At 37.4% G+C, this 23,093-nt stretch carries 23 protein-coding genes and 1 riboswitch; of the genes, 17 read left to right on the plus strand and 6 right to left on the minus strand.

Annotated elements, in window-relative coordinates; translation table 11 throughout:
• Positions 1 to 276 precede the first annotated feature (276 nt).
• The 4 genes from FY048_RS04005 (at position 277) to FY048_RS04020 (ending at position 3,835) form a co-directional block, all read left to right on the plus strand.
• Complete coding sequence (locus tag FY048_RS04005; protein ID WP_446090218.1) at positions 277 to 507, plus strand: hypothetical protein; 231 nt, start codon at positions 277 to 279, stop codon at positions 505 to 507.
• A gap of 303 nt (positions 508 to 810) precedes the next feature.
• On the plus strand, positions 811 to 1,362 hold the full coding sequence (locus FY048_RS04010; protein ID WP_446090219.1) for a cysteine hydrolase family protein: 552 nt from the start codon (positions 811 to 813) through the stop codon (positions 1,360 to 1,362).
• A gap of 323 nt (positions 1,363 to 1,685) precedes the next feature.
• Positions 1,686 to 2,177: a hypothetical protein gene (locus FY048_RS04015; protein ID WP_446090220.1), complete on the plus strand. Its 492-nt coding sequence runs from the start codon at positions 1,686 to 1,688 to the stop codon at positions 2,175 to 2,177.
• Positions 2,178 to 2,327: 150 nt separating this feature from the next.
• Positions 2,328 to 2,415: riboswitch (glycine riboswitch) on the plus strand.
• A 175-nt stretch (positions 2,416 to 2,590) separates the two neighbouring features.
• A complete protein-coding gene (locus tag FY048_RS04020) occupies positions 2,591 to 3,835 on the plus strand; it encodes a D-amino acid dehydrogenase (protein WP_446090221.1) in 1,245 nt (414 codons plus the stop codon).
• 45 nt (positions 3,836 to 3,880) lie between these two features.
• On the opposite strand, the gene FY048_RS04025 is transcribed toward FY048_RS04020, so the two are convergent.
• Complete coding sequence (locus FY048_RS04025) at positions 3,881 to 4,525, minus strand: A1S_1983 family putative colistin resistance protein (protein WP_446090222.1); 645 nt, start codon at positions 4,523 to 4,525, stop codon at positions 3,881 to 3,883.
• A 99-nt stretch (positions 4,526 to 4,624) separates the two neighbouring features.
• Here FY048_RS04025 and ispF point away from each other — a divergent pair, with 99 nt between their 5' ends.
• Positions 4,625 to 5,116, plus strand: coding sequence for a 2-C-methyl-D-erythritol 2,4-cyclodiphosphate synthase (ispF, locus tag FY048_RS04030; protein WP_016137875.1), 492 nt, complete (start codon positions 4,625 to 4,627; stop codon positions 5,114 to 5,116).
• On the opposite strand, the gene FY048_RS04035 is transcribed toward ispF, so the two are convergent.
• The 5 genes from FY048_RS04035 to glnL all read right to left on the minus strand — a co-directional run bounded on the left by FY048_RS04035 (position 5,104) and on the right by glnL (position 10,351).
• The gene (locus FY048_RS04035) at positions 5,104 to 5,628 is read right to left on the minus strand and encodes a protein tyrosine phosphatase family protein (RefSeq protein WP_016137876.1); all 525 of its coding nucleotides are present in this window, start codon (positions 5,626 to 5,628) and stop codon (positions 5,104 to 5,106) included. The genes ispF and FY048_RS04035 overlap by 13 nt on opposite strands.
• A 200-nt stretch (positions 5,629 to 5,828) precedes the next feature.
• Positions 5,829 to 6,743 carry an ornithine carbamoyltransferase gene (gene argF / locus FY048_RS04040; RefSeq protein ID WP_446090223.1) on the minus strand — a complete coding sequence of 305 codons (915 nt, stop codon included), beginning with the start codon at positions 6,741 to 6,743 and terminating at the stop codon, positions 5,829 to 5,831.
• A 112-nt stretch (positions 6,744 to 6,855) separates the two neighbouring features.
• Entirely contained in the window at positions 6,856 to 7,509 is a 654-nt protein-coding gene (locus tag FY048_RS04045; protein ID WP_446090224.1) for a TetR/AcrR family transcriptional regulator, read from the minus strand.
• A 252-nt stretch (positions 7,510 to 7,761) separates the two neighbouring features.
• Positions 7,762 to 9,255, minus strand: a complete 1,494-nt coding sequence (glnG, locus tag FY048_RS04050; protein ID WP_446090225.1) for a nitrogen regulation protein NR(I) — start codon at positions 9,253 to 9,255, stop codon at positions 7,762 to 7,764.
• Positions 9,242 to 10,351: a nitrogen regulation protein NR(II) gene (glnL, locus tag FY048_RS04055; protein ID WP_336170202.1), complete on the minus strand. Its 1,110-nt coding sequence runs from the start codon at positions 10,349 to 10,351 to the stop codon at positions 9,242 to 9,244. Before glnL ends, glnG begins: the two co-directional genes overlap by 14 nt.
• A gap of 342 nt (positions 10,352 to 10,693) precedes the next feature.
• On the opposite strand from glnL, the gene rimO reads away from it, so the two are divergent.
• The 12 genes from rimO (at position 10,694) to lpxA (ending at position 23,041) form a co-directional block, all read left to right on the plus strand.
• On the plus strand, positions 10,694 to 12,037 hold the full coding sequence (rimO, locus tag FY048_RS04060; protein ID WP_016137881.1) for a 30S ribosomal protein S12 methylthiotransferase RimO: 1,344 nt from the start codon (positions 10,694 to 10,696) through the stop codon (positions 12,035 to 12,037).
• 50 nt (positions 12,038 to 12,087) lie between these two features.
• On the plus strand, positions 12,088 to 12,816 hold the full coding sequence (gene pyrH, locus FY048_RS04065) for a UMP kinase (protein WP_003652185.1): 729 nt from the start codon (positions 12,088 to 12,090) through the stop codon (positions 12,814 to 12,816).
• An 85-nt stretch (positions 12,817 to 12,901) separates the two neighbouring features.
• Positions 12,902 to 13,456 (plus strand): ribosome recycling factor, encoded by a 555-nt coding sequence (gene frr, locus FY048_RS04070; protein WP_016137882.1) that lies wholly within the window; start codon positions 12,902 to 12,904, stop codon positions 13,454 to 13,456.
• Positions 13,457 to 13,460: 4 nt separating this feature from the next.
• Complete coding sequence (gene uppS, locus FY048_RS04075; protein WP_016137883.1) at positions 13,461 to 14,213, plus strand: polyprenyl diphosphate synthase; 753 nt, start codon at positions 13,461 to 13,463, stop codon at positions 14,211 to 14,213.
• Positions 14,213 to 15,037: a phosphatidate cytidylyltransferase gene (locus FY048_RS04080; protein ID WP_016137884.1), complete on the plus strand. Its 825-nt coding sequence runs from the start codon at positions 14,213 to 14,215 to the stop codon at positions 15,035 to 15,037. Before uppS ends, FY048_RS04080 begins: the two co-directional genes overlap by 1 nt.
• The gene (gene ispC / locus FY048_RS04085; protein WP_016137885.1) at positions 15,038 to 16,234 is read left to right on the plus strand and encodes a 1-deoxy-D-xylulose-5-phosphate reductoisomerase; all 1,197 of its coding nucleotides are present in this window, start codon (positions 15,038 to 15,040) and stop codon (positions 16,232 to 16,234) included.
• Between the two features lies 1 nt (position 16,235).
• Complete coding sequence (gene rseP / locus FY048_RS04090; RefSeq protein WP_016137886.1) at positions 16,236 to 17,591, plus strand: RIP metalloprotease RseP; 1,356 nt, start codon at positions 16,236 to 16,238, stop codon at positions 17,589 to 17,591.
• A 37-nt stretch (positions 17,592 to 17,628) separates the two neighbouring features.
• Complete coding sequence (gene bamA / locus FY048_RS04095) at positions 17,629 to 20,148, plus strand: outer membrane protein assembly factor BamA (RefSeq protein ID WP_446090226.1); 2,520 nt, start codon at positions 17,629 to 17,631, stop codon at positions 20,146 to 20,148.
• A gap of 40 nt (positions 20,149 to 20,188) precedes the next feature.
• Complete coding sequence (locus FY048_RS04100; protein ID WP_004643108.1) at positions 20,189 to 20,689, plus strand: OmpH family outer membrane protein; 501 nt, start codon at positions 20,189 to 20,191, stop codon at positions 20,687 to 20,689.
• Positions 20,690 to 20,693: 4 nt separating this feature from the next.
• The gene (lpxD, locus tag FY048_RS04105) at positions 20,694 to 21,764 is read left to right on the plus strand and encodes a UDP-3-O-(3-hydroxymyristoyl)glucosamine N-acyltransferase (RefSeq protein WP_446090227.1); all 1,071 of its coding nucleotides are present in this window, start codon (positions 20,694 to 20,696) and stop codon (positions 21,762 to 21,764) included.
• Between the two features lie 6 nt (positions 21,765 to 21,770).
• Complete coding sequence (gene fabZ / locus FY048_RS04110; protein ID WP_003652176.1) at positions 21,771 to 22,256, plus strand: 3-hydroxyacyl-ACP dehydratase FabZ; 486 nt, start codon at positions 21,771 to 21,773, stop codon at positions 22,254 to 22,256.
• The gene (gene lpxA, locus FY048_RS04115) at positions 22,253 to 23,041 is read left to right on the plus strand and encodes an acyl-ACP--UDP-N-acetylglucosamine O-acyltransferase (protein WP_016137890.1); all 789 of its coding nucleotides are present in this window, start codon (positions 22,253 to 22,255) and stop codon (positions 23,039 to 23,041) included. Before fabZ ends, lpxA begins: the two co-directional genes overlap by 4 nt.
• The last annotated feature ends 52 nt before the right edge of the window (positions 23,042 to 23,093 follow it).

Consider the following 23,093-nt stretch of genomic DNA (forward strand, 5'->3'; position numbering starts at 1 on the left):
TGATCAGTGTTAGAAATTAAAAGAAGGGTAAATCTTTTAAAATAAATGTGGATTAAAATTTTTATGGGTTTTAAGTATTTGAATTTTTTTTATTTTTAATTTGCTCCTCATTGATAGGATTTAGATGCTAATAAATTGGAAGATGACAGTATGCGTATCTTCCCCAAGTTAGTTTTGAATAACTTTTTCACTAGATTTATTTCTGATTGAGAAGAGGACGTTAGTTTTTTTTTATTTAAGAAAAAACATAATTTTTTAGATGGAATTTAAATATTGATGTACACAATTAGATATGTTCATCGGAACAATACTTACTATATCGCTTCGAATAACGAAGGAAATTTTATTATTCTTGAGTCAATTGATTCAGAATTTCGTATGGGCCATCAAATTTCTTATGATGGTGAGAAGGTATTTAACCTTACTTTGAATGATGAAACTGATGCGGTGATTAAATTAGAGAGTAATGAAAAAACAGCATATGAATACTTACTTTCAGTTAAATAAATTAGCTTTTTATGATGAATTATTTCTTTAAGAACTAGGTGTGCGTAAAAAATGCTTCCTACAATTAAACTTAAAAAGCTTTGTTTTTTATGAAAAAGCTATGGTATGGTTGTTTACGCTTTAATTTTGGGCAGTTAAAACAAATGAACTGTTTATTAAATAAAATCACGATCACCACCACGACCTTTAAAGAAGGCTGCGTGTGATTTTTTATTAAAGTGACTTAATAAGATAACCAAACCCAGCCAATAATGGCTGGGTTAATTTTTCTCTGTTCATTATTGGTTTTTACAGAGAGAAATGATGGAAAAACTCAATAGTAATTCAAAATCGGCTTTACTGGTCATTGATATGCAAAATGGCCTATTTAACAGCCAGTCTAAGCCGCATAATGCTCAACTTGTACTTTCAAATATTCTTAGCCTTATTGAATATTGCCGCTTGAATGAGAGATCAATTATCTTTATTCGGCATGTCGGTGAGAAAGACACGCTATTAGATCCAAATGGACCGAACACTCAGTTGATTAAAGAGTTATCCCTTAATCCAAATGCAGATACAGTCATTGAAAAAATGTACCCGAGTAGCTTTAAAAATACTGCTTTAAAAGAAGTATTAGAGAAACTTGATGTTGATGAAATCATCATTACTGGGATGAAGACTGAGTATTGTATTGATACTACTGTTAGGGCTGCTTCAGAGTACGGATATAAATTGATATTAATTTCAGATGCACATACAACAACTGATTCAGTAGCATTAAATGCTCAGCAAATAATTGACCATCATAACCAAGTTTTAAGTAATGCTTTTGCTAAGTTAAAAACGACAGAAGAGTTCATTTCTCAAATTTAATTTAGAAATGAACCGGCAACTTTATTCAAAAAGTCTTATTAGCTGTATCACTAAAACATAAGAAAATCTTTTGATGACTAGTGGGTGCTCGGTTTTTAGCGGTAGCAAGAATTGAACTTGTATCAACAAAGAGCTCTTTTCGGAGGGCTTTTTATCAAGAGGGTATAAGTTTCACTAATTAATGGCGAATTAGCGTTGAATAAGCTGTCATAATTGTTAAAATGCCCACCTTGTCCTGTTTTTATATTGTTTTTGTTTTGCATTTATTTTGCAAAATTGAAGATAAAGTAATTGAAAACAGAAGCTTAGCTAAGGATTTTTGAATGCTCTCTATTTATTTAACAGATACCCAACAACATGTGCAATTTAATGATTATCCCGGTGATCAGCCTGTTAAGTTTCTGTTAAATCTTAAAAAGATTTTCCCAAGTACAGGTGACCTGTTATTGCCAGTTTTACCTGATGATAATGATTTAGAAAATGTAACATGGGAATCAACTTCAGAAGATTTTGATGTCTTTAAAAAGCTATTGGCTGGATGGGGTGTTATTGAACTCCGTTTAAATGCAATTACGGCTTATAAAGATAAAAACTTTGCGAATGAGTTAGTGAAACAAGCTCAAGCGAAACGTAAGAAAACAGCACAAAAAAATCATGAACTTTCTTTGGTCGCACTTGATTATATTTTTATGCATGAAGTTCACGCATTGATTGATGCGGAATTGGTCACTATTGGCGAGAAATTTTATTTACCAACCTTGCGTGAGCAATGGAAGGGCATAGTTTTAGACCCAGTGCTCAATGGAAAATTCTAATTAAACACAAAAGGTGAATTTATAAAAATTCACCTTTTTTATTTTTATAATTAAATTAATGACTTATAACTTTATAATTGCTGGTACAAAAGTTTACAAGAAAAGAATGCGTTTTTTTTAAAGTGGCAGATACATTGCTTATATAAATACAAAATTATTGCGGGAGAGAGGTTCGAAAGAACCCGCCGAAGGAGCAACAAGCCCGGAAACTCTCAGGCAGAAGGACTGTAATAATTAAAAAATCTGGAGAGAAGCTTAGATTTATAAGAATTGAAAATAATAACTTATAAATTATAAACTCACCGAAGGGGAAGATCTAAACGTTAAAAGGTAACGTTGGGGTCGAAACTCTCAGGTACAAATGACAGATGGGCTGTACTGATGAAATGTTTTGCATTTCTGAGGAGTCTGTTATGCCACATGTTATTGTGATAGGTGCGGGAATCACAGGGGTTACCTCTGCCTATGAATTATCACAACTGGGTTATCAAGTCACAGTGATTGATCGACATCTATATCCTGCAATGGAAACATCATTTGCCAATGGAGGGCAATTATCGGCTTGTAATGCCGAAGTATGGAACCAAAAAGCCACTGTAGTTAAGGGCTTTAAATGGATGAGACAAAAAGATGCACCGCTATTACTGAACCCTTCATTTAGTTTGCATAAGTATAGCTGGCTCGTTGAGTTTTTATCCCATATTAAACACTATGAAGCGAATACGATTGAGACAGTCCGATTGGCATTACTGGCTCGTAAGCGCTTGTTTGAAGTTGCAGAAAAAGAGCAGCTTCAGTTTGATTTGGAAAAACGTGGCATTCTTCATATGTATCATAGTAAGGCTGACTACGAGATCGCTAAACAAGTTAATGATGTCTTGAATAAAGGCAAATTGGAGCGCTATTCGGTTTCACCTGATGAGATGAAAACCATAGAGCCATCATTAACTGGTGAGTATTTTGGTGGTTATTACACGCCAAGTGATGCAACGGGGGATATTCATAAATATTCAACCTCTTTGGCTGAAAAGACTAAACAGTACGGTGTTGAGTATAAATTTGGTCTGGAAGTCACAGATATTAAGTGTCATCCAGACAAAGTGATCGTAAGTTGTCAGCCAAGTGCAGAGCATCCTTATCTTGTTGAATCCGATAGCATTCAGATTGAAGGTGATGTGCTGGTAGTTTGCGGTGGTGTAGGAAGTTATCAACTTGCCGATATGATTGGAGAGCGAGTAAATGTTTACCCAGTAAAAGGTTATTCAATTACCGTGCAACTAAAAGATGAGCAAAGTGTAAAGAATGCACCATGGGTCAGCTTGCTAGATGAGAGTGCTAAAATTGTGACTTCTCGTTTAGGTAAGGATCGGTTACGCGTGGCGGGGACTGCGGAATTTAATGGTTACAACCGCGATATACGGGCTGATCGTATTCAACCTTTAGTAAATTGGGTAAACCGTAACTTTGATATTTCAACGGAGCACGTGGTGCCTTGGGCCGGTTTAAGACCTATGATGCCTAATATGCTGCCTGTGGTGAAGCAGTCTAAACAGCCTCGTATTTTCTATAATACAGGACATGGGCACTTAGGGTGGACTTTGTCAGCGGCAACTGCTGTTTTAGTTGGTCAGGATATTGCTCACAAATATCCGGCCTAGAAAGTAAAAAAGCCAGTGTTCAAACACTGGCTTTTATTTAACGTACTAATCATATAATCGGTAGATTCCGCTAAAACGCTCACAGCCCTTTTGTTGGGTCTTCACATTAAGTAAAGCTTTTTGAAAATTAAACTGATATTTACAGTTGTGTTCATTATCTAAAATTTCACTTTTTTGTTCAGGCGAACTATAGGCCATTAAAGAAATCGTTTGAGTTTCTTTGCGGTTATTTGGATTGCGGTATGCTATTCCTTCAATCTTAATTTTATCCTTTGCGAGCTGATGGACTTGAATGTGAACAGGCTGTGCTGCTAGATGTCCATTTTCAAACTTAAGATAATGTTGGGTAAGCGTTTGCTTAAGTGATGCATAAAAATTTAGGTCGTCAGTACGTAAATCAAACTGTTGTTGAATACATGTATTACTCTTGCATTGCTGAGTATGTTTAGACCATAACTTTTGTGTATCCTGTAAAAGCTGTAAGGGGGCATCAGTAACTAAATATGCAGAAAGATATTTATTATTGAGTTCCTTTCTCGATTCACTAAATGTTTTTGAGCAGATTTTAAGCTCAGCTCCAGAATTAGAGCAGTCTGTTGATTCTGCAAAGACAAGAGATGAACATAAACAACTCAATGTCACGGCAAAACTTAATCTTTTCAATTGATTCATATCAGTATTAGACAGCATGATCGCTTATACTTTCAGTCTACGTTGCTAGGTGTACTATAGCGAAACAGAAAGGCTGAATACAAGATTTCTTAAGTTTTTATGGAAGGTAATAGTTATATGGTTGCTCAAATTCGCATTGGACAAGGAATGGATGTGCATGCTTTTGAAGCGGGGGACTTCGTTACCTTGGCTGGTATTCAAATTCCCCATACACATGGCTTGAAAGCACACTCTGATGGTGATGTGGTGCTCCATGCCCTATGTGATGCATTGTTGGGTACTTTGGCACTCGGAGATATTGGACAACATTTTCCTGACACGGACCCAGAATTTAAGGGTGCGGACAGCCGAGTATTGTTAAAGCATGTTTACCAATTAATTTTAGACCGTGGTTATCAGTTAAATAATGCTGATATTACGGTGGCTTGCGAGCGTCCCAAATTAGCTAAGCATAATTTAGAAATGCGACAAAGCATCGCTGATGTTTTAAATGTAGATATTAATCAAATCAGTATTAAAGCAACGACAACCGAAAAACTTGGGTTTACCGGTCGTCAAGAAGGGATTTTAGCTACAGCAACTGTTCTAGTTTCTCATCACACCAAGTGATCGGCTTGTTGTAAAGACTGCTGAAGCTCAAGAGTTGCCTTACGGCCTTGTAGCTGTAAGGTAATACTATGAATAAGCCCTGTCCAAGTTTCATTGGGTTCCCAAATCTCGTGGAGTAAATCTTGAGAAGTAGGCATGTCCATATTCATATAAAACTGTCTATAGACATACATGAGACAACTAGTACTATCGTTTTTAGTGCAGTGAATCCAGACGATTTCATTCTGAACTAAATGATCAATAAGATCGAGTACCAATAAACATTGCTCGGCAGATGGAGTCTCCCAGTCAATTGGAATATGGATATAATTTAAACCGAGGTCTAAACAAATACGATCTTCATTTTCAATATGGTTTGGTGCATTACTTACAGCGAGGTTAATGACTATACTACACCCATATTCTTTAATCAGTTTTAGTTGTTCGATTGAGGGTTGAGCCGAACTAAATAAGTGCTCATGAATAACGGAAAAAGTAGGGATTTGAGCTAATGATTGTTCAAGAGTGGTCATGATCGTACTCGGCAAGAGTAAGTTTGGCTTATTGTGTTGAATGTTATACACGATTATATCTGAGAGATAAAATACAGCTAGCTTATATATTCATCAGCCTAAACAAGAATACTAAAAAAATTATAGTAAACAAAAGAAGTCATTTAAAAAAATAAAAAAACAGCACGATAAAAGTGCTGTTTTTTAGAAAGAAATTAAGCTTATTTTAGATGTTCATTTAATAAGAATTCCATCAAAGCTTTTTGTGCATGTAAACGGTTTTCCGCTTCATCCCAGACCACAGCATTTTTATGGTCCAGCATGGTTTCAGAAATTTCTTCGCCGCGATGCGCAGGTAAACAGTGCATGAATAAGCATTCAGGATGAGCAAGTCCCATTAATTTTTCATTGACTTGAAAAGGAGCAAAGGCTTTTTCACGAAGCTTCTGTTCTTCTTCTTGTCCCATGCTTGCCCATACATCTGTCACAATGAGATCCGCATTTACAGCAGCATCTTCGGCATTGTCAAAAACTTCGACACAATGACCAAACTCTGCTAAAAATTCAGGTTTAGGCTCATATCCTTTCGGCGATGCAATTTTGAGTTTAAAGCCCATCATGTGTGCAGCTTCAATATATGAGTTACACATGTTGTTGCCATCACCAATCCAAGCAACAGTTTTACCTTTAATGCTACCGCGGTGTTCAATATAAGTCTGTAAATCTGCAAGTAACTGGCAAGGATGATGGTCATCTGTCAAACCGTTAATAACAGGAACTTTTGAATACGATGCAAAACGTTCAACAATGTCATGACCGAAAGTACGAATCATCACAATATCAAGCATACTTGAGATTACACGTGCTGAGTCTTCAATTGGTTCGCCACGGCCTAATTGTGTGTCGCGAGGCGATAAGAAAATCGCGCTACCACCAAATTGGTTAATGCCTGCTTCAAAAGAGATACGTGTACGCGTGCTTGATTTCTCAAAAATCATTCCCAATACTTTACCAACAAAAGGTTGATATACCTTATTGTCATGCTGCATTTTTTTAAGTTCGCTTGCGCGTTCTAAAATGCGATTAAGTTCTAGAGTGGATAGATCACGTAAAGTCAGGAAATGTCTTAGAGCCATGTAGCTACTCCATAATAATTGTTATGAAATACAACAATTATCTGTTGTTGGCTGGGTGGATGTGGAAAAAAAGAAGTCTACTATACTATAAGCATTTTAAAATGCAAAAGAATTAGACTTTATGATGGCCTCTTAAGAAAATATCAACACAATAGTTAATATAATCAATTACTTCTTTCTCATCAGTTGGTAAAGGCATCCCCATAATTACACGCCATTCTATATCACGTAAAATTCCAAAATACATTAACGAAGAATGATCTGGAGATGTGCAAAGAATTTCTTCAGCCTGATGGGAAATTAGCAGTGCCTGAGCAATTGTGTTTTGTATATTTTGAGCGCATTTTTCGTATAGATATTTGCTCAAAGTTGCATTGCATTGTGTTTGTTCAATAATCAAACGTAAAAAAGCGATATGTTCGGGTTGAATAATATGATTATAAAAGCGAATGAGTGTTTGGATTAGATAGTTTCTTAACGATATTTGGGATGGTTGGAAGGGCATGGAAATATCTTTAAAGAACATTTCACGGCGATAATCGCAAATTGCGGTAAATAAGCCGTCTTTATTGCCGAAATATTTATAGATAGACGCTTTTGAACCACCAGCATGATTAACAATGTCATCAAGAGAAACGGCATCATATCCTTTATCCAGAAACAGCTCGGTCGCACTTAGCAATAGAGCTAAGCGACGTTCTATACCTCTGCGTGTTTGGGGTTTTTCACATACTGAATGATGTGACTCAAGGACTGAATCATGCATAAAATTTCATAACAACGGTTAACTTTGCTCGTTTAGTATAGCAAAACTATCTTTAAGGATGGTCATCACTATTTTTTTAGATCATCTGCTGAACAGTAATTGTCTAATTTAAAAAATAAATGAATAGAAAATATAAGTTTAGAGTGAGTTTTGAAAAGATTTTATGATGTAACCTGATGTTCATTTTTAAGTTTAATAAAAATAAAGCGGCTAGGAATGTCTTAGCCGCTTTTAATTTAAGGAATAAGCTTTTTAAGCTTCGGTTTGAATAACCTTGTGTTCATCTTCTTCATCATCGTCAGCAGATTCCATTCCAAGTTCTTTTAACTTGCGAGTTAAAGTATTGCGACCCCAACCCAGTAATTCTGCTGCATGACGTTTTCGGCCACGCGTTTGTTGTAAAGCTGCATTAATTAAGGTGCGTTCAAACATTGGTGTAGCGATATCTAAAATCTTCATTTCACCATTTTTAAGCTTTTGAATTGCCCATTGATTTAGTAATTCATCCCAATGGTGTAAAGAAATACGTTCAAATGAAGGGGCTGGTTGTCCAGAATCACTATTCTTTTGCAATGGAACTTGTTTAAGTTCAGAAGGTAAATCTTCTGGATAAACTTCACGTCCAGTGATCATAACAGTTAACCAGCGACACGTGTTCTCAAGTTGTCGAACGTTGCCGGGCCATGGTAACTGTTGCATATAGTCTGTTGTCTCGGTACGTAAGATCTTTGGACTTACCCCAAGTTCTTTACCTGCACGTGCAAGAAAATGCTGAGCCAGCATTGGTATATCTTCACTACGATGAGCAAGTTTAGGAATGTGAATACGAATTACATTTAAGCGGTGATATAAGTCTTCACGGAAGCGGCCTTCATTCACCAGTTTTTCTAAATCCTGATGCGTTGCCGCAACGATTCGAACATCAACTTTAACTGGAATATGTCCACCTACACGATAAAATTCACCGTCGGCAAGCACGCGAAGTAGTCGAGTCTGTGTTTCAAATGGCATATCGCCAATTTCATCAAGGAATAGGGTTCCACCATTTGCTTGTTCAAAGCGGCCCTGATGTTGGGTAGTTGCACCTGTAAATGCGCCTTTTTCATGACCAAATAACTCGGTTTCAATCAAGTCTTTTGGAATTGCAGCCATATTTAAAGCAATAAAAGGCTTAGCGCGGCGTGGTGAATGCTTGTGTAAGGCATGCGCGACTAATTCTTTACCTGTGCCAGATTCACCATTAATTAAAACGGTAATATGAGACTGAGATAAACGACCAATAGCACGGAAAACCTCCTGCATTGCTGGAGATTCACCAATAATTTCTGTTGATTGAAGAGGCGAAGCTGTTTTTGTGGCTTCTTGTTGTTGTAGCTTGTTGATATGCAGGATTGCACGATTGACCAAGGCTAAAGCTTCATCAATATCAAAAGGTTTTGGTAAATACTCAAATGCGCCTGTTTGATAGCTTGAAACAGCAGACTCTAAATCAGAGTGTGCAGTCATAATAATGACAGGTAAATCGGGATGAGAGTTTTTGACTTTAGATAAGAAAGTTAAACCATCAATTCCAGGCATTCGAATGTCAGTTAAGATGACATCGGGAGCATCATGATGCAAACGTTCAAGCGCAGTTTGAGCTTCTTCAAAATTGGTAACGTCAAAACCTTCTTCTTTAAAGGTCTTTTCCAATACCCATCGCATGGCGCGATCATCATCAATAACCCATATTTTATTTCGCGACACGGTCTGACTCCCAAGGTAAATATAAGCTAAAAATAGTTTTTCCAGGAACAGATTGGCATTCAATCATTCCGTTATGTTGATGCATAATATTCTGTGCAATACTCAGGCCAAGCCCAGTACCTTTTGCTCGTCCAGTAACCAATGGGTAAAATACGGACTCTAAGATACTCTCAGGTATACCTGGTCCATTGTCCTCAATATCGACCCGCACGGTAGATCGATTCAGCACACCATTAATTGTGACCAGTCGTTGAATACGGGTGCGTAGAATTAGCTCTGGTTCCTGATCGATAAAGAATGTTTTGTTCTCTGTTATGGCTTGAATTGCATTTACACTAATGTTGAGCATGACCTGTATTAACTGATCGCGATCAGCATTAACATCGGGTAAAGACAAATCATAGTCACGTATAATTTTAATTTTCTTCTTTGTCTGGTTTGCAATAAGAGAGCGTACTCGTTCTAGGGGCTCGTGTACGTTAACATTTTCATAGCTTGGTAGTTGTCTGGAACCTAACATGGTGTCAGCCAAATTAGTTAAACGATCTACTTCATTAATGATGACATCGGTGAATTCAGCATAAGTCTCATCATTTAAACTACGAGCGAGTAATTGGGTTGCTCCCCGAATACCTGCAAGTGGGTTTTTAATTTCGTGTGCAACGCCACGCACGAGTTGTCTAGCGACTTGATGTTGTTGAACTAGATTTTCTTCTTTTGAAATCTTTAACATGCGGTCGATTGGATTGAGCTCGATCAACAATAATGGGTGGTAGCTTTTACCTGCATTTAATTGAGAAACAGTGTAATCCACATGAAGGTCTTTAAAGTTAACATTAATGACAGCTTCTCGACGCGTATAATGTTGTCCAGTTTTTATGGTGTTTAATAAAGCTTCATGCGTATTAAAAGTATCATCGGGGGCATGAAGTAGGTTTAAAACAGGCTGTCCTGAAGCACGAAGCAAACTAATATCAAATAGTGCTTCGCAGGCAGAATTTAAATAAAAAATATTCAAGTTACTGTCGATTAATAAAATCGCAGTAGTTAAGTTGTCTACCAATAGGCGATAGTCGATAGGGTTGTGTTGATCCATTAGCGAATCGTTCCTGTCTTAAAATAGCGCAATGGCATCTTCATTGGTTATCGGATTTTCACCGTTATAGAACATGAACGATGCAAAATATACGCCAACTTTGTTTATGGGTTATTTTAAAGTTTTAAGGTACTTAAAAACGCGCTGAAATCGTTCTTTATATCTTTTGATCAAAACGGATAGCTCAAGTTTAGATAATAACATGATCTAAATTGGTGCAAAGGTGAGTTTTGGTGCAAATGTTGGTTGTATTTTGGTGCATTACACAAAGAGTAGCCTTTCCACCTATGCTTGAGGCAAGAAAAGACATACAATACGCGCATTCAAGTGGAGCGCAGATTCATGAAGACCCCCAAAGTCGGTTTTGTTTCTTTAGGTTGTCCTAAGGCATTGGTAGATTCTGAACGAATTTTAACTCAGTTAAAGACTGAAGGTTATCAAGTTGCATCAGATTATGATGGTGCTGATTTAGTCGTTGTTAATACCTGTGGTTTTATTGAATCTGCGGTACAAGAGTCGCTAGATGCAATTGGCGAGGCCATGAGTGAAAATGGTCGAGTGATCGTTACTGGATGCTTAGGTAAAGATGAAGATAAAATTCGTCAAATGCATCCAAACGTTTTAAAGGTTACTGGTGCAGCAGCTTATCAAGATGTAATGGAAGCTGTGCATGAATATGTACCAGCACCACCTAAACATAATCCGTTTATTGATTTGGTTCCTGAACAAGGAATTCGCTTAACACCAAAGCATTATGCCTACTTAAAAATATCTGAAGGATGTAACCATCGTTGTACCTTCTGTATTATCCCAAGTATGCGTGGTGACTTGGTTTCTCGTCCAGTTGGTAGTGTATTAGAAGAAGCTGCTGCTCTTAAAAGAGCCGGTGTTAAAGAAATCTTGGTTATTTCTCAAGATACATCAGCTTATGGCGTAGACACCAAGTACAAACTAGACTTCTGGAATGGTCAGCCTGTTAAGACAAAATTCTTCGACATGTGTGAAGCACTAGGCCAATTGGGCATCTGGGTGCGTTTACACTATGTATACCCATATCCACATGTTGATGCGGTTATCGATTTGATGGCTCAAGGTAAAATCCTGCCATATCTTGATATTCCTTTCCAACATGCAAGCCCACGCGTTCTTAAATTAATGAAGCGTCCGGCACATAGTGAAAATACACTAGAAAAAATTAAGTTATGGCGTGAAAAATGCCCTGATCTTGTGATCCGTTCTACTTTTGTGGTCGGTTTTCCTGGCGAAACTGAAGAAGACTTCCAGATTTTATTGGATTGGTTAGTTGAAGCTCAACTTGATCGTGTAGGCTGCTTTACCTATTCACCAGTAGAAGGCGCTACGGCAAATGATTTACCCGATCATGTGCCAGAAGAAATTAAGCAAGAGCGTTACGAGCGCTTTATGCAAGTGCAGCAGCAAATATCTGCTGCCAAATTACAAAAACGTATTGGTCAAACGATGACTGTATTAGTCGATGGTTTAGAAGACGAATATCCTGTTGCCGTTGCACGTTCTTATGCCGATGCTCCGGAAATTGACGGTAATGTGTTTGTAGAAGATATCGATAAGAACACTATTAAACCAGGCGATATGTTGGAAGTCGAAATTACCGATGCAGATGAATACGATTTATTTGCAAAGTTAATTAAAATTAAATCGGTTTAATCGAAATATATTTAAAGAGCATTCAGTTTAAGAGGTTTTGGAGCAAAGTCATGGCGGAAACAATTAGCCCTCGTTATTCACGTATTCTATTAAAATTATCTGGTGAGGCATTATCAGGTAATAAAGATATGGGTATTGATGCCCAAGTTTTAGATCATATGTCACTTTCAATTGCACACTTGGTTGGTTTAGGTGTGCAAGTGGGTATCGTTGTGGGTGGCGGTAATTTGTACCGTGGTAGTCAGTTGCAAAAAGATGGTCTAGTTGGCCGTGTAACAGGCGATCAAATGGGTATGCTTGCAACTGTAATGAATGGCTTAGCTATGCGTGATGCTCTAGTTCGTCGTAACATCAGAACTCGTCTTATGTCTGCATTGCCAATTGGTACAGTGGTAGAGTCTTACTCAAGTCGTGATGCGATTCGTCATTTGAGTCAAGGTGAGGTTTGTGTTTTCGTTGCGGGTACAGGAAACCCATTCTTCACAACGGATACAGCAGCATGTTTACGCGGAATTGAAATCGAAGCGAATTTGATTTTAAAAGCGACCAAGGTAGACGGCGTTTATAATAAAGATCCAAGTAAATTTGAAGATGCTGTTAAATACGATCATTTAACTTTTGATCAGGTATTAGATGAAAAACTTGGTGTTATGGATTTGACTGCTATTTGCTTATGTCGTGACCATAATGTGCCATTGCAAGTTTTTGATATGAATAAATCAGGTGCGTTATTGTCAGTAGTAATGGGTGAAAAAGAAGGAACGCGCGTTACTAAATAATGTACGTGTTACCAAAAGCTCTTTATACTAGCGCTAAATTAAATTTGTTAAATATATCTTTGAATAAATAAGTAAGGTAGATCATATGATTAACGATCTGAAAAAAGACAGCGAACAGCGTATGCTGAAAACTCTAGAGTCTTTGGAACTCGGGTTTGCTAAAGTTCGTACTGGCCGTGCACACCCATCAATCTTAAATGGTGTGATGGTTCCTTACTACGGTTCTGATGTGCCATTAAATCAAGTAGCAAACGTGGGTATCGAAGACTCTCGTACACTTATTGTTCAGCCATTTGAGCGTACAATGGTTTCAGCTATTGATAAGGCAATCCGTGAAAGTGATCTTGGTTTAAACCCAATTACCGCAGATGCAATTCGTGTACCTTTACCAGCATTAACTGAAGAAACTCGTCGTGATATGCAAAAAGTTGCGCGTAATGAAGCAGAAAATGCAAAAGTTGCGATTCGTAATATTCGTCGTGATGTATTAGGTGATATCAAATCATTGCTCAAAGAAAAAGAAATTTCTGAAGATGATGAGCGCCGTGCAGGTGATGATATTCAGAAAATCACTGACAAATATGTTGCAGAAGTTGACAAGCGTCTTGCAGCGAAAGAAGCAGAATTGATGAAGGTCTAATTTTATGACCGATTCTGAAGAGTATCATCTTCCCAAGCATGTTGCCATCATTATGGATGGCAACAACCGCTTTGCAAAAAAAAATCAAATGCAAAAAGGTGATGGGCATCGGGAAGGTAAAAATGTTCTTGATCCTATCGTTGAACATTGTAAAAAAACTGGTATTCGTGCTCTAACTGTTTTTGCATTCTCAAGTGAAAATTGGAATCGACCGCAGTATGAAGTCGATCTGCTTATGAGACTTCTGGAAGAAAGTATTCATGAGCAAATACCTCGCATGAAGAAATTTAATATTGCTTTGCGTTTTATTGGTGATCGGTCCCGATTATCCTCACACTTAGTTGCCTTAATGGAAGATGCAGAGCAACAAACAGCACACCATGACACTATGACTCTCACTATTGCAATAAGCTATGGTGGAATGTGGGACATTGCTAATGCAGCAAAACAGGTTGCAAAGGCCGTTTCCCGTGGTGAATTTGGTGCTGATCAAATAAATGTTGATTTGTTCGAAAAATATGTCAGTCTAAACGATCTGCCAGCTGTGGACTTGTTAATCCGCACAGGCGGAGATTATCGCATATCTAATTTCTTGTTATGGCAAGCAGCTTATGCGGAACTGTATTTTACTGAAGCTTTATGGCCAGAATTTACAGTACAAGAGTTCGATCATGCATTGAATGTTTTTTCAGGGCGTGAACGTCGTTTTGGTAAAACATCTGAACAAATTCAGCAAGAGAAAATAGAGAATTTATAATGTTAGAGCGGATTGTTACCGCATTGGTACTTGTTGCAGTTGTTTTAGGCTGTATGTTTGCTACGCAATCACATTATCCAATGTTGGTTCTTATGATTGTTGCAGCAGGGGTTGCGGGGTATGAGTGGTATAAATTAATGCCTCGCGAAACTTCAAATGCTGTAAAACCCAAAGCTTGGTGCTACGGTCTGCTTGTTGCATTTGTTTCAGGTGTTGCCTTATTTTTCCACGATATAGCATTACTTTTGTGGTCTGCTTCAATTTTGACTTGGATTGTCAGTGTATATTGGGTTAAGTCATTTCCTGAATTTGATGGCTGGTATAATGCGACCTTGTATGTGATTGGCATAATTTTAGTCTGCGCTGCGGTAACTTCAATTTTTGTAGTATGGCAAAGTTCACCATGGTGGTTAATGTATCTGTTCTTGCTCGTATGGGGCGCAGATAGTGGTGCTTACTTTGTTGGTCGCAAATTTGGAAAAAGAAAGCTAGCTCCAACTGTAAGCCCTAATAAATCAGTAGAAGGTTTGTACGGTGGTATTATTACGACTGTAATAATAATGGTAGTTGTGCAATATCATTATCTAAATTTAACTTTAATTCAGCAAATTCTGTTTCTCATATTGTCATTAATTACAGTATTTGGTTCAGTTTTGGGTGACTTATTTGAATCAATGATTAAACGTCGTGCAGGTATTAAAGATTCTGGACGTGTTCTACCTGGTCATGGTGGTGTGTTAGATCGTATTGATTCTTTACTTGCTGCAGCCCCGATTTTTGCAACGGGAATGTATATATTAAAACTTATTGGTGTAGATTTATAGATGACACAATCTGTTTGCATATTAGGTGTAACCGGTTCCATTGGTCAAAGTACCTTAAAAATTTTAAAACAACATCCTGATAAGTATTCAGTGTTTGCAGTTTCAGCTCATAGCCGAATTTCTGAGTTAGTTGAAATTTGTAAACAGTTCCAACCAAAAGTTGTGGTTGTTCCTGAGCAAAAAGTTGCCGAATTAACAACTCTACTTGCATATAATAAATTACAAAATATTGAAATTTTGGTTGATCAGCAAGGTCTGGTAACTATTGCCTCGCATCCAGATGTTGATGTTGTTATGGCTGCAATTGTTGGCGCTGCAGGTTTGTTGCCCACTCTGGCTGCTGTGAAAGCTGGTAAACGCGTTTTATTAGCGAATAAAGAAGCTTTGGTTATGTCTGGTGAAATCATGATGCAAGCAGCACGTGATCATCAGGCATTGTTATTGCCGGTAGACTCTGAACACAATGCTATTTTTCAGTCATTACCTCATAATTATTTAGAAGCCGAAAGAAATGGGCAACCACAGCAGGGCGTATCTAGAATTTTATTAACAGCCTCTGGCGGACCTTTTTTAAACCATTCCTTAGAGCAATTAAAAGAAGTTACACCTCAGCAAGCCTGTAAACATCCCAATTGGTCTATGGGGCAAAAAATTTCAGTTGACTCGGCTACTTTGATGAACAAAGGATTAGAGTTAATTGAAGCATGCCATTTGTTTTCAATATCTGAACATTTTGTTACAGTTGTTGTCCACCCACAAAGTATCATTCATTCTATGGTGCAATATGTGGATGGTTCAACATTGGCACAAATGGGTAATCCAGATATGTGTACGCCAATTGCACACGCTTTAGCATGGCCTGAGCGTTTACAGACGAGTGTTCCTGCTTTAAATTTATTTGAATATTCTCAGCTTAATTTTCAAGCACCAGATATTCAAAAATTCCCGGCACTTGATTTGGCTCGTCAAGCAATGCGTGCGGGAGGTTTGGCACCTACTATTTTAAATGCTGCAAATGAAGTTGCTGTTGATGCATTTTTAAAGGAACAAATTGGATTTACAAATATCCCACAAGTGGTAGAGCATACTTTGCAAAAATTGGAAAATTCAGTTGCTGAAAATATTGAGTGCATTTTAGCTAAAGATGAAATAGCACGACATGTAGCGCAGCAATATATATCAAGTATAGGAGGCTGAAATGAGTGCATTATTTATGATTGCAGCAGCGGCTCTTTTACTTGGTCCTTTAATTGCAATCCATGAGTTCGGTCATTATTGGGTGGCACGAAGACTAGGTGTTAAAGTTTTAGTGTATTCCATTGGTTTTGGACCTACATTACTCAAGTGGACATCAAAAAAATCTGGCATCAAATATCAACTTTCAGCTTTACCATTAGGCGGCTATGTAAAAATGCTCGATGAGCGTGAAGGTAATGTTGCAGAACAGGATTTACCTTATGCATTTAACCGCCAAAAACCATGGAAACGTATAGCAATTGTTGCAGCTGGTCCTTTAATTAACCTGATTTTTGCTGTCTTGCTTTTCTGGATCTTATTCTTACCCGCACAAGAACAACTGAACACTAGAGTTGGTAAAGTCATACCGAACTCACCAGCAGCAACCGCACAAATGCAAGTCGGTGACAAGATTATTGCTGTTGATGGGGAAGAAACACAAACTTGGGAAAAGCTTAACTTTGCTTTGATTGACCGTGTAGGTGAGACTGGTAGTGTAAATGTTGATATAGATCGTGCAGGTACTGAAAAAAATATTGTTTTACCGATTAAAGATTTCTTAAAAAATCAAAATGAATCAGCTTTAGATGTGTTAGGTTTTTTACCATACCGTCCTGTTATTCCAGCTGTTGTTACTGAGTTGACTCAAGATGGAGCTGCAATTCGTCAAGGAATGAAAGTAGGTGATCGTATTGTTTCAATTAACGGTCAAGCCATGAAAGACTGGTTTGATGTTGTCGAGGTCGTACAACATTCTCCAGAAAAATTACTTAATATTGATGTGTTGCGTAATAGTCAATTAGTCCATTTGCAAGTCATGCCTCAAGGAAAAAAAGATAACATGGGGCAAGTGAGTGGTGTCTTGGGCGTGAAAAGTGATGCGGGAAAAATTACAATTCCTGACGAATATAAGCAAACAATTCAATATACTCCAATACAAGCTTTCGAGATGTCACTAGATAAAACTGGTCAAATCTCTAGCATGATATTGAGTTCAATAGTAAAAATGGTTAAAGGTTTAATTGGTTTAGAAAATCTTTCTGGCCCAATTACAATCGCAAAAGTAGCGGGACAAAGTGCAGAAATGGGATGGCAGACTTTTATCTCATTTATGGCTTTAATGAGTGTAAGTCTTGGAATTTTAAATTTATTACCAATTCCAATGCTAGATGGTGGACATCTGGTTTATTACATTATTGAAGCTATTCGTGGGAAGCCTGTTTCTGAACAAATACAAATGTTTGGTCTAAAAATTGGTATGGTACTGCTCGGTAGTATGATGCTTTTGGCTTTATTTAACGATTTTATGCGTTTGTAAACGTATATGGATTTATAACTTACTGGAAAAAACTGGCATGCGGCACACACATTTTTTAATGCCTTTGGCACTTGTTAGCGCTATGGCAGCGGTACAACAAGCATATGCAGCTGATGATTTCGTTGTTCGAGATATTCGCGTAGATGGCTTAGTCCGTCTTACTCCTGCAAATGTTTCTACCATGTTGCCAATCAACAGTGGCGATCGCGTTAATGAACCGATGATCGCAGAAGCAATTCGAATATTGTATGCCACTGGACTTTTTGACGATATTAAAGCATCAAGAGATAACGATACTTTAGTTTTTAATGTCGTTGAACGACCAATTATTTCAAAACTTGAATTTAAGGGTAACAAACTTATTCCTAAAGAGGCTTTAGAGCAAGGCCTTAAAAAAATGGGTATTGCTGAAGGCGAGGTTTTTAAGAAGTCAGCTTTACAAACAATTGAAACTGAATTAGAGCAGCAATATACTCAGCAAGGCCGTTATGATGCTGATGTATCTGTTGATACAATAGCTCGTCCAAATAACCGTGTTGAACTTAAATTAAACTTTAATGAAGGTACAGCCGCTAAAGTTTTTAATATCAATATTATTGGTAATACTGTTTTTAAAGACAGTGAAATTAAACAAGCCTTTGCAGTTAAAGAAAGCGGTTGGGCTTCAATCGTAACTCGTAATGACCGTTATGCTAGAGAGAAAATGGCAGCGAGCCTTGAAGCTTTGCGTGCGATGTATCTGAATAAGGGTTATATCAATTTTCATATCAATAACTCACAGCTTAATATTAGTGAAGATAAGAAGAACATCTTTATTGAAGTTGCCGTAGAGGAAGGCAGTCAATTTAAATTTGGACAAACCAAGTTTTTAGGTGATGCACTTTATAAACCTGAAGAGTTACAAGCTTTAAAAATCTATAAAGATGGCGATACTTATTCTCAAGAAAAAGTAAATGCTGTTAAGCAATTGTTATTGCGTAAATATGGTAATGCTGGTTATTACTTTGCAGATGTAAATATTGTTCCACAAATTAATAACGATACAGGTGTTGTTGACTTAAATTACTATGTAAATCCAGGTCAGCAAGTTACTGTACGTCGTATTAATTTTACTGGTAACAGTAAAACTGCCGATGAAGTATTACGTCGTGAAATGCGTCAAATGGAAGGCGCTTTAGCGAGTAATGAAAAAATTGATTTGTCTAAGGTTCGTTTAGAGCGTACAGGATTCTTCAAAACTGTTGATATTAAACCAGCTCGTATTCCAAACTCACCAGATCAGGTGGATTTAAACGTAAACGTTGAAGAACAACACTCGGGGACTACCACATTAGCGGTAGGTTACTCACAAAGTGGTGGTATTACATTCCAAGCAGGTTTGAGTCAAACTAACTTTATGGGAACGGGTAATCGTGTTGCGATCGATTTATCTCGTTCTGAAACTCAAGATTACTATAACTTAAGCGTTACTGATCCTTACTTTACAATTGATGGGGTAAGCCGTGGTTATAACGTTTACTATCGTAAAACGAAACTTAATCAGGACTATAACGTTAATAACTACGTTACCGATAGTTTTGGAGGTAGTTTAAGTTTTGGTTATCCAATTGATGAAAATCAAAGTTTAAGTGCTTCAGTTGGTATTGATAATACTAAAGTAACCACAGGTGCCTTTGTTTCTACCTATGTCCGTGACTACTTGAAGGCAAATGGTGGTAAAGCAACAGGTACAGAGACCTATTGCCCAATTGAGAATCAAATTCCTATAGAAGAAAATGGTGTTATCACCGGCACTAAATGTAAGGAAGGTGGCGAAAGAACTTATGATAATGCTTTTGAAGGTGAGTTCTTTACCTATAACCTGAATTTAGGTTGGTCATATAACACATTAAACCGCCCAATTTTCCCAACCTCAGGTATGTCTCATCGTGTAGGTCTGGAAATTGGTTTACCAGGTAGTGATGTTGAATACCAAAAAGCAACTTATGATGCTCAGGCATTCTTTCCTATTGGTACTACAGGTTTTGTGCTACGTGGCTATGGTAAGTTAGGCTATGGTAATGATTTGCCATTCTATAAAAACTTCTATGCTGGCGGCTATGGCTCTGTCCGTGGTTATGATAACAGCACCTTGGGTCCGAAATATTCAAGTGTAAATTTACAAGAAGAGCAAAAAGATGACTCTTCTCCAGAAGATGTGGGTGGTAACGCTCTTGTGCAATTTGGTACAGAGCTTGCTTTACCATTGCCATTCAAAGGAGATTGGACTCGCCAAGTACGTCCAGTTTTATTTGCTGAAGGCGGTCAGGTATTTGATACCAAGTGTAACGTTGGTTCTTATTCTATGATTATGAATGGTCAGCAAATTGCAGATGCTAAAAAATACTGTGAAGATAACTATGGCTTCGACTTAGGTAATATGCGTTATAGCGTAGGTGTTGGCTTCACATGGATCACTATGATCGGACCATTATCTCTTAGCTATGCATTCCCTCTAAATGATAAGCCTGGTGATGAAACTAAAGAGATCCAGTTTGAAATCGGTCGTACTTTCTAAGTACGACTGGACTAAACACGAAATAAGGACACAAAGTTAAATGAAAAAATTAAATATATTAATGTTAGGACTGGGTTTGACAGTTTCTGCTATGACTAATGCTGCAGGTTATGGTGTTATTGATCTTGCTAAAGTTGTTGAAAGCAGTGCTTATTTGAAACAACAAAACGCAAGTTTAAATCAGTCAGTTAAGCCAACCACAACTCGTCTTGAGCAGTTGGGTAAAGAATTGGAAGGTCTTCAACGTCAAGCCCAAACTCAAGGGCAAAAAATGAAAGAAGATGATATTAAAAAGCTCCAAGCGCAATATCAAACAAAACTCAATGAATTTAATTCTACTCAACAAGGTTTGCAGTCTAAAGTTCAAACTAGTTTGCAAGGAATGAACTCAACTTTTGAGACTCGTGTGAAGCAAGCAGCTGAGCAATTACGAAAAGAAAATAATCTTGACTTCATTTTGAATAAAAATTCAACCGTTGCCTATGACGCTAAGTATGATTTAACTGATAAAATGATACAAAAGGTTAATTCAATGAAATAAATTAATGAAAGTGCAACATTATCGTTTAGATGAACTAGCTCACCTAGTAAATGGTGAGTTAGTAGGTACGGGTAGCCTTCAATTTCTAAACTTAGCAAGTTTAGAAAATGCGGAAACTCATCAAATTGCTTTCGTGAATGGCGAAAAGTATATTGATCAAGCAAAGGCTAGCCGTGCAGGTGCGTACATTGTTACAAGCCTTATTAAAGAACAGCTTACTGACAAGCAAAATTTTATTATTGTTGATAATCCTTATTTAGCTTTTGCTATACTTACGCATGTTTTTGATAAAAAAATTACATCAGTAGGTATAGAAAGTACGGCTCAAATTCATCCTTCTGCGATCGTTTCTGAAACAGCATATATTGGTCATTATGTCGTAATTGGCGAAAATTGTGTGATCGGCGATAACACAATTATTCAGTCTCACACTCGACTGGACGATAATGTGGAAATTGGAAAAGATTGTTTTATTGATGCCCATGTCACTATTACTGGTAGATCTAAATTATTTGATCGTGTGCGAGTTCATGCAAGTACTGTAATTGGTAGTGAGGGCTTTGGCTTTGCACCATATCAAGGAAAGTGGCATCGCATTGCTCAATTGGGTTCGGTTATTGTGGGTAATGATGTTCGCATTGGTTCAAATTGTAGTATTGATCGAGGTGCACTGGACAACACAATTTTGGAAGATGGGGTAATTATTGATAACCTTGTGCAAATCGCGCATAACGTTCATATTGGTTCAAATACGGCTATCGCTGCTAAGTGTGGAATTGCTGGTAGTGTTAAAATTGGCAAAAACTGTATTTTAGCAGGGGCTTGTGGTGTGTCAGGGCACCTTTCTATTACTGATAATGTGACCTTGACTGGAATGTCAATGGTCACAAAAAATATTTCTGAAGCTGGTACTTACTCTTCAGGAATTGGATTGTTTGAAAATAGTCATTGGAAAAAGACAATTGTACGCTTACGACAATTAGCAGATGTGCCATTGACCCAAATCACTAAACGACTTGATCATATACAAGCTCAAATAGAGTCTCTTGAATCAACCTTTAATTTGCGTAAATAGAATATTATGACCGAGTCAACTACACCTAAATTTGCCATCCCTGAATTACCAATGCAGATTCAAACGATTCGTCAATATTTGCCGCATCGTTACCCATTCTTATTGGTTGATCGTGTGACTGAAGTTACTGACAATAGTATTGTTGGTTATAAAAATGTTTCTATCAATGAAGAGTTCCTACAGGGACATTTCCCAGAATATCCAATTATGCCTGGTGTTCTAATTGTAGAAGCATTAGCTCAAGTTTCAGGTGTTCTAGGATTTATTATGAACAACGAAACGCCAAAACCAGGTTCTTTATTCCTCTTTGCTGGTGCTGAAAGAGTTAGATTTAAAAAACAAGTAGTTGCTGGTGACCAACTTGTATTAAAATCTGAATTAGTAATGCAAAAACGCGGTATCTACAAATATAATTGTACGGCTACCGTGGATGGTATTGTAGCAACAACCGCTGAAATTATGATTTCACACCAAAAAACAGAGCAGGCATGAGCAATCACGACTTAATTCATTCTACGGCCATTATTGATCCATCTGCAGTGATTGCTCCAGATGTCCAGATAGGACCTTATTGCGTTATCGGTCCAAACGTGACTATTGGTGCGGGTACTAAGCTACATTCACATGTAGTGGTGGGTGGTTTTACCAAAATTGGTCAAAATAATGAGATTTTCCAGTTCGCAAGTGTTGGTGAAGTTTGCCAAGACTTGAAATATCAAGGTGAAGAAACTTGGTTAGAGATTGGCGATCATAATTTAATTCGTGAACATTGCAGTTTACATAGAGGAACTGTGCAAGATAATGCTTTAACTAAAATAGGAAGTCATAACCTATTGATGGTTAATACTCATATTGCACATGATTGTATTGTTGGTGACCATAATATTTTTGCGAATAATGTTGGTGTTGCTGGACATGTACACATAGGCGATCACACCATTATTGGCGGTAATTCGGGCATTCATCAATTCTGTAAAATCGATTCTTACAGTATGGTGGGTGGGGCATCATTAATTTTAAAGGATGTACCTGCTTACGTTATGGCTTCTGGTAACCCAGCCCATGCATTTGGTATTAATATCGAAGGGATGCGTAGAAAGGGTTGGTCTAAAAATACAATTCAAGGCCTCAGAGAGGCTTATAAATTAATTTTTAAATCAGGGCTTACTTCTGTTCAAGCTGTTGCACAGATTAAAAGCGATATTCTTCCGAATGTTCCAGAAGCTCAGTTATTAATTGACTCTGTTGAAAAATCAGAGCGTGGTATTGTTCGCTAATAAAATTTATTAAAAAAAGACACTGCATATTGCAGTGTCTTTTTTTTGCTTA

The organism is Acinetobacter sp. 1124_18A (genome assembly GCF_052824995.1).

What these genes read in the sequence shown, in the direction of transcription:
- FY048_RS04045 (WP_446090224.1), bottom strand. Translation starts at nt 7,509, where the DNA reads ATGCATGATTCAGTCCTTGAGTCACATCATTCAGTATGTGAAAAACCC.
- FY048_RS04035 (WP_016137876.1), bottom strand. Translation starts at nt 5,628, where the DNA reads ATGACCACTCTTGAACAATCATTAGCTCAAATCCCTACTTTTTCCGTT.
- FY048_RS04020 (WP_446090221.1), top strand. Translation starts at nt 2,591, where the DNA reads ATGCCACATGTTATTGTGATAGGTGCGGGAATCACAGGGGTTACCTCT.
- glnL (WP_336170202.1), bottom strand. Translation starts at nt 10,351, where the DNA reads ATGGATCAACACAACCCTATCGACTATCGCCTATTGGTAGACAACTTA.
- pyrH (WP_003652185.1), top strand. Translation starts at nt 12,088, where the DNA reads ATGGCGGAAACAATTAGCCCTCGTTATTCACGTATTCTATTAAAATTA.
- argF (WP_446090223.1), bottom strand. Translation starts at nt 6,743, where the DNA reads ATGGCTCTAAGACATTTCCTGACTTTACGTGATCTATCCACTCTAGAA.
- fabZ (WP_003652176.1), top strand. Translation starts at nt 21,771, where the DNA reads ATGACCGAGTCAACTACACCTAAATTTGCCATCCCTGAATTACCAATG.
- rseP (WP_016137886.1), top strand. Translation starts at nt 16,236, where the DNA reads ATGAGTGCATTATTTATGATTGCAGCAGCGGCTCTTTTACTTGGTCCT.
- rimO (WP_016137881.1), top strand. Translation starts at nt 10,694, where the DNA reads ATGAAGACCCCCAAAGTCGGTTTTGTTTCTTTAGGTTGTCCTAAGGCA.
- FY048_RS04010 (WP_446090219.1), top strand. Translation starts at nt 811, where the DNA reads ATGGAAAAACTCAATAGTAATTCAAAATCGGCTTTACTGGTCATTGAT.
- FY048_RS04005 (WP_446090218.1), top strand. Translation starts at nt 277, where the DNA reads ATGTACACAATTAGATATGTTCATCGGAACAATACTTACTATATCGCT.
- frr (WP_016137882.1), top strand. Translation starts at nt 12,902, where the DNA reads ATGATTAACGATCTGAAAAAAGACAGCGAACAGCGTATGCTGAAAACT.
- FY048_RS04100 (WP_004643108.1), top strand. Translation starts at nt 20,189, where the DNA reads ATGAAAAAATTAAATATATTAATGTTAGGACTGGGTTTGACAGTTTCT.
- FY048_RS04025 (WP_446090222.1), bottom strand. Translation starts at nt 4,525, where the DNA reads ATGCTGTCTAATACTGATATGAATCAATTGAAAAGATTAAGTTTTGCC.
- FY048_RS04080 (WP_016137884.1), top strand. Translation starts at nt 14,213, where the DNA reads ATGTTAGAGCGGATTGTTACCGCATTGGTACTTGTTGCAGTTGTTTTA.
- bamA (WP_446090226.1), top strand. Translation starts at nt 17,629, where the DNA reads ATGCGGCACACACATTTTTTAATGCCTTTGGCACTTGTTAGCGCTATG.
- uppS (WP_016137883.1), top strand. Translation starts at nt 13,461, where the DNA reads ATGACCGATTCTGAAGAGTATCATCTTCCCAAGCATGTTGCCATCATT.
- FY048_RS04015 (WP_446090220.1), top strand. Translation starts at nt 1,686, where the DNA reads ATGCTCTCTATTTATTTAACAGATACCCAACAACATGTGCAATTTAAT.
- lpxD (WP_446090227.1), top strand. Translation starts at nt 20,694, where the DNA reads ATGAAAGTGCAACATTATCGTTTAGATGAACTAGCTCACCTAGTAAAT.
- lpxA (WP_016137890.1), top strand. Translation starts at nt 22,253, where the DNA reads ATGAGCAATCACGACTTAATTCATTCTACGGCCATTATTGATCCATCT.
- ispC (WP_016137885.1), top strand. Translation starts at nt 15,038, where the DNA reads ATGACACAATCTGTTTGCATATTAGGTGTAACCGGTTCCATTGGTCAA.
- ispF (WP_016137875.1), top strand. Translation starts at nt 4,625, where the DNA reads ATGGTTGCTCAAATTCGCATTGGACAAGGAATGGATGTGCATGCTTTT.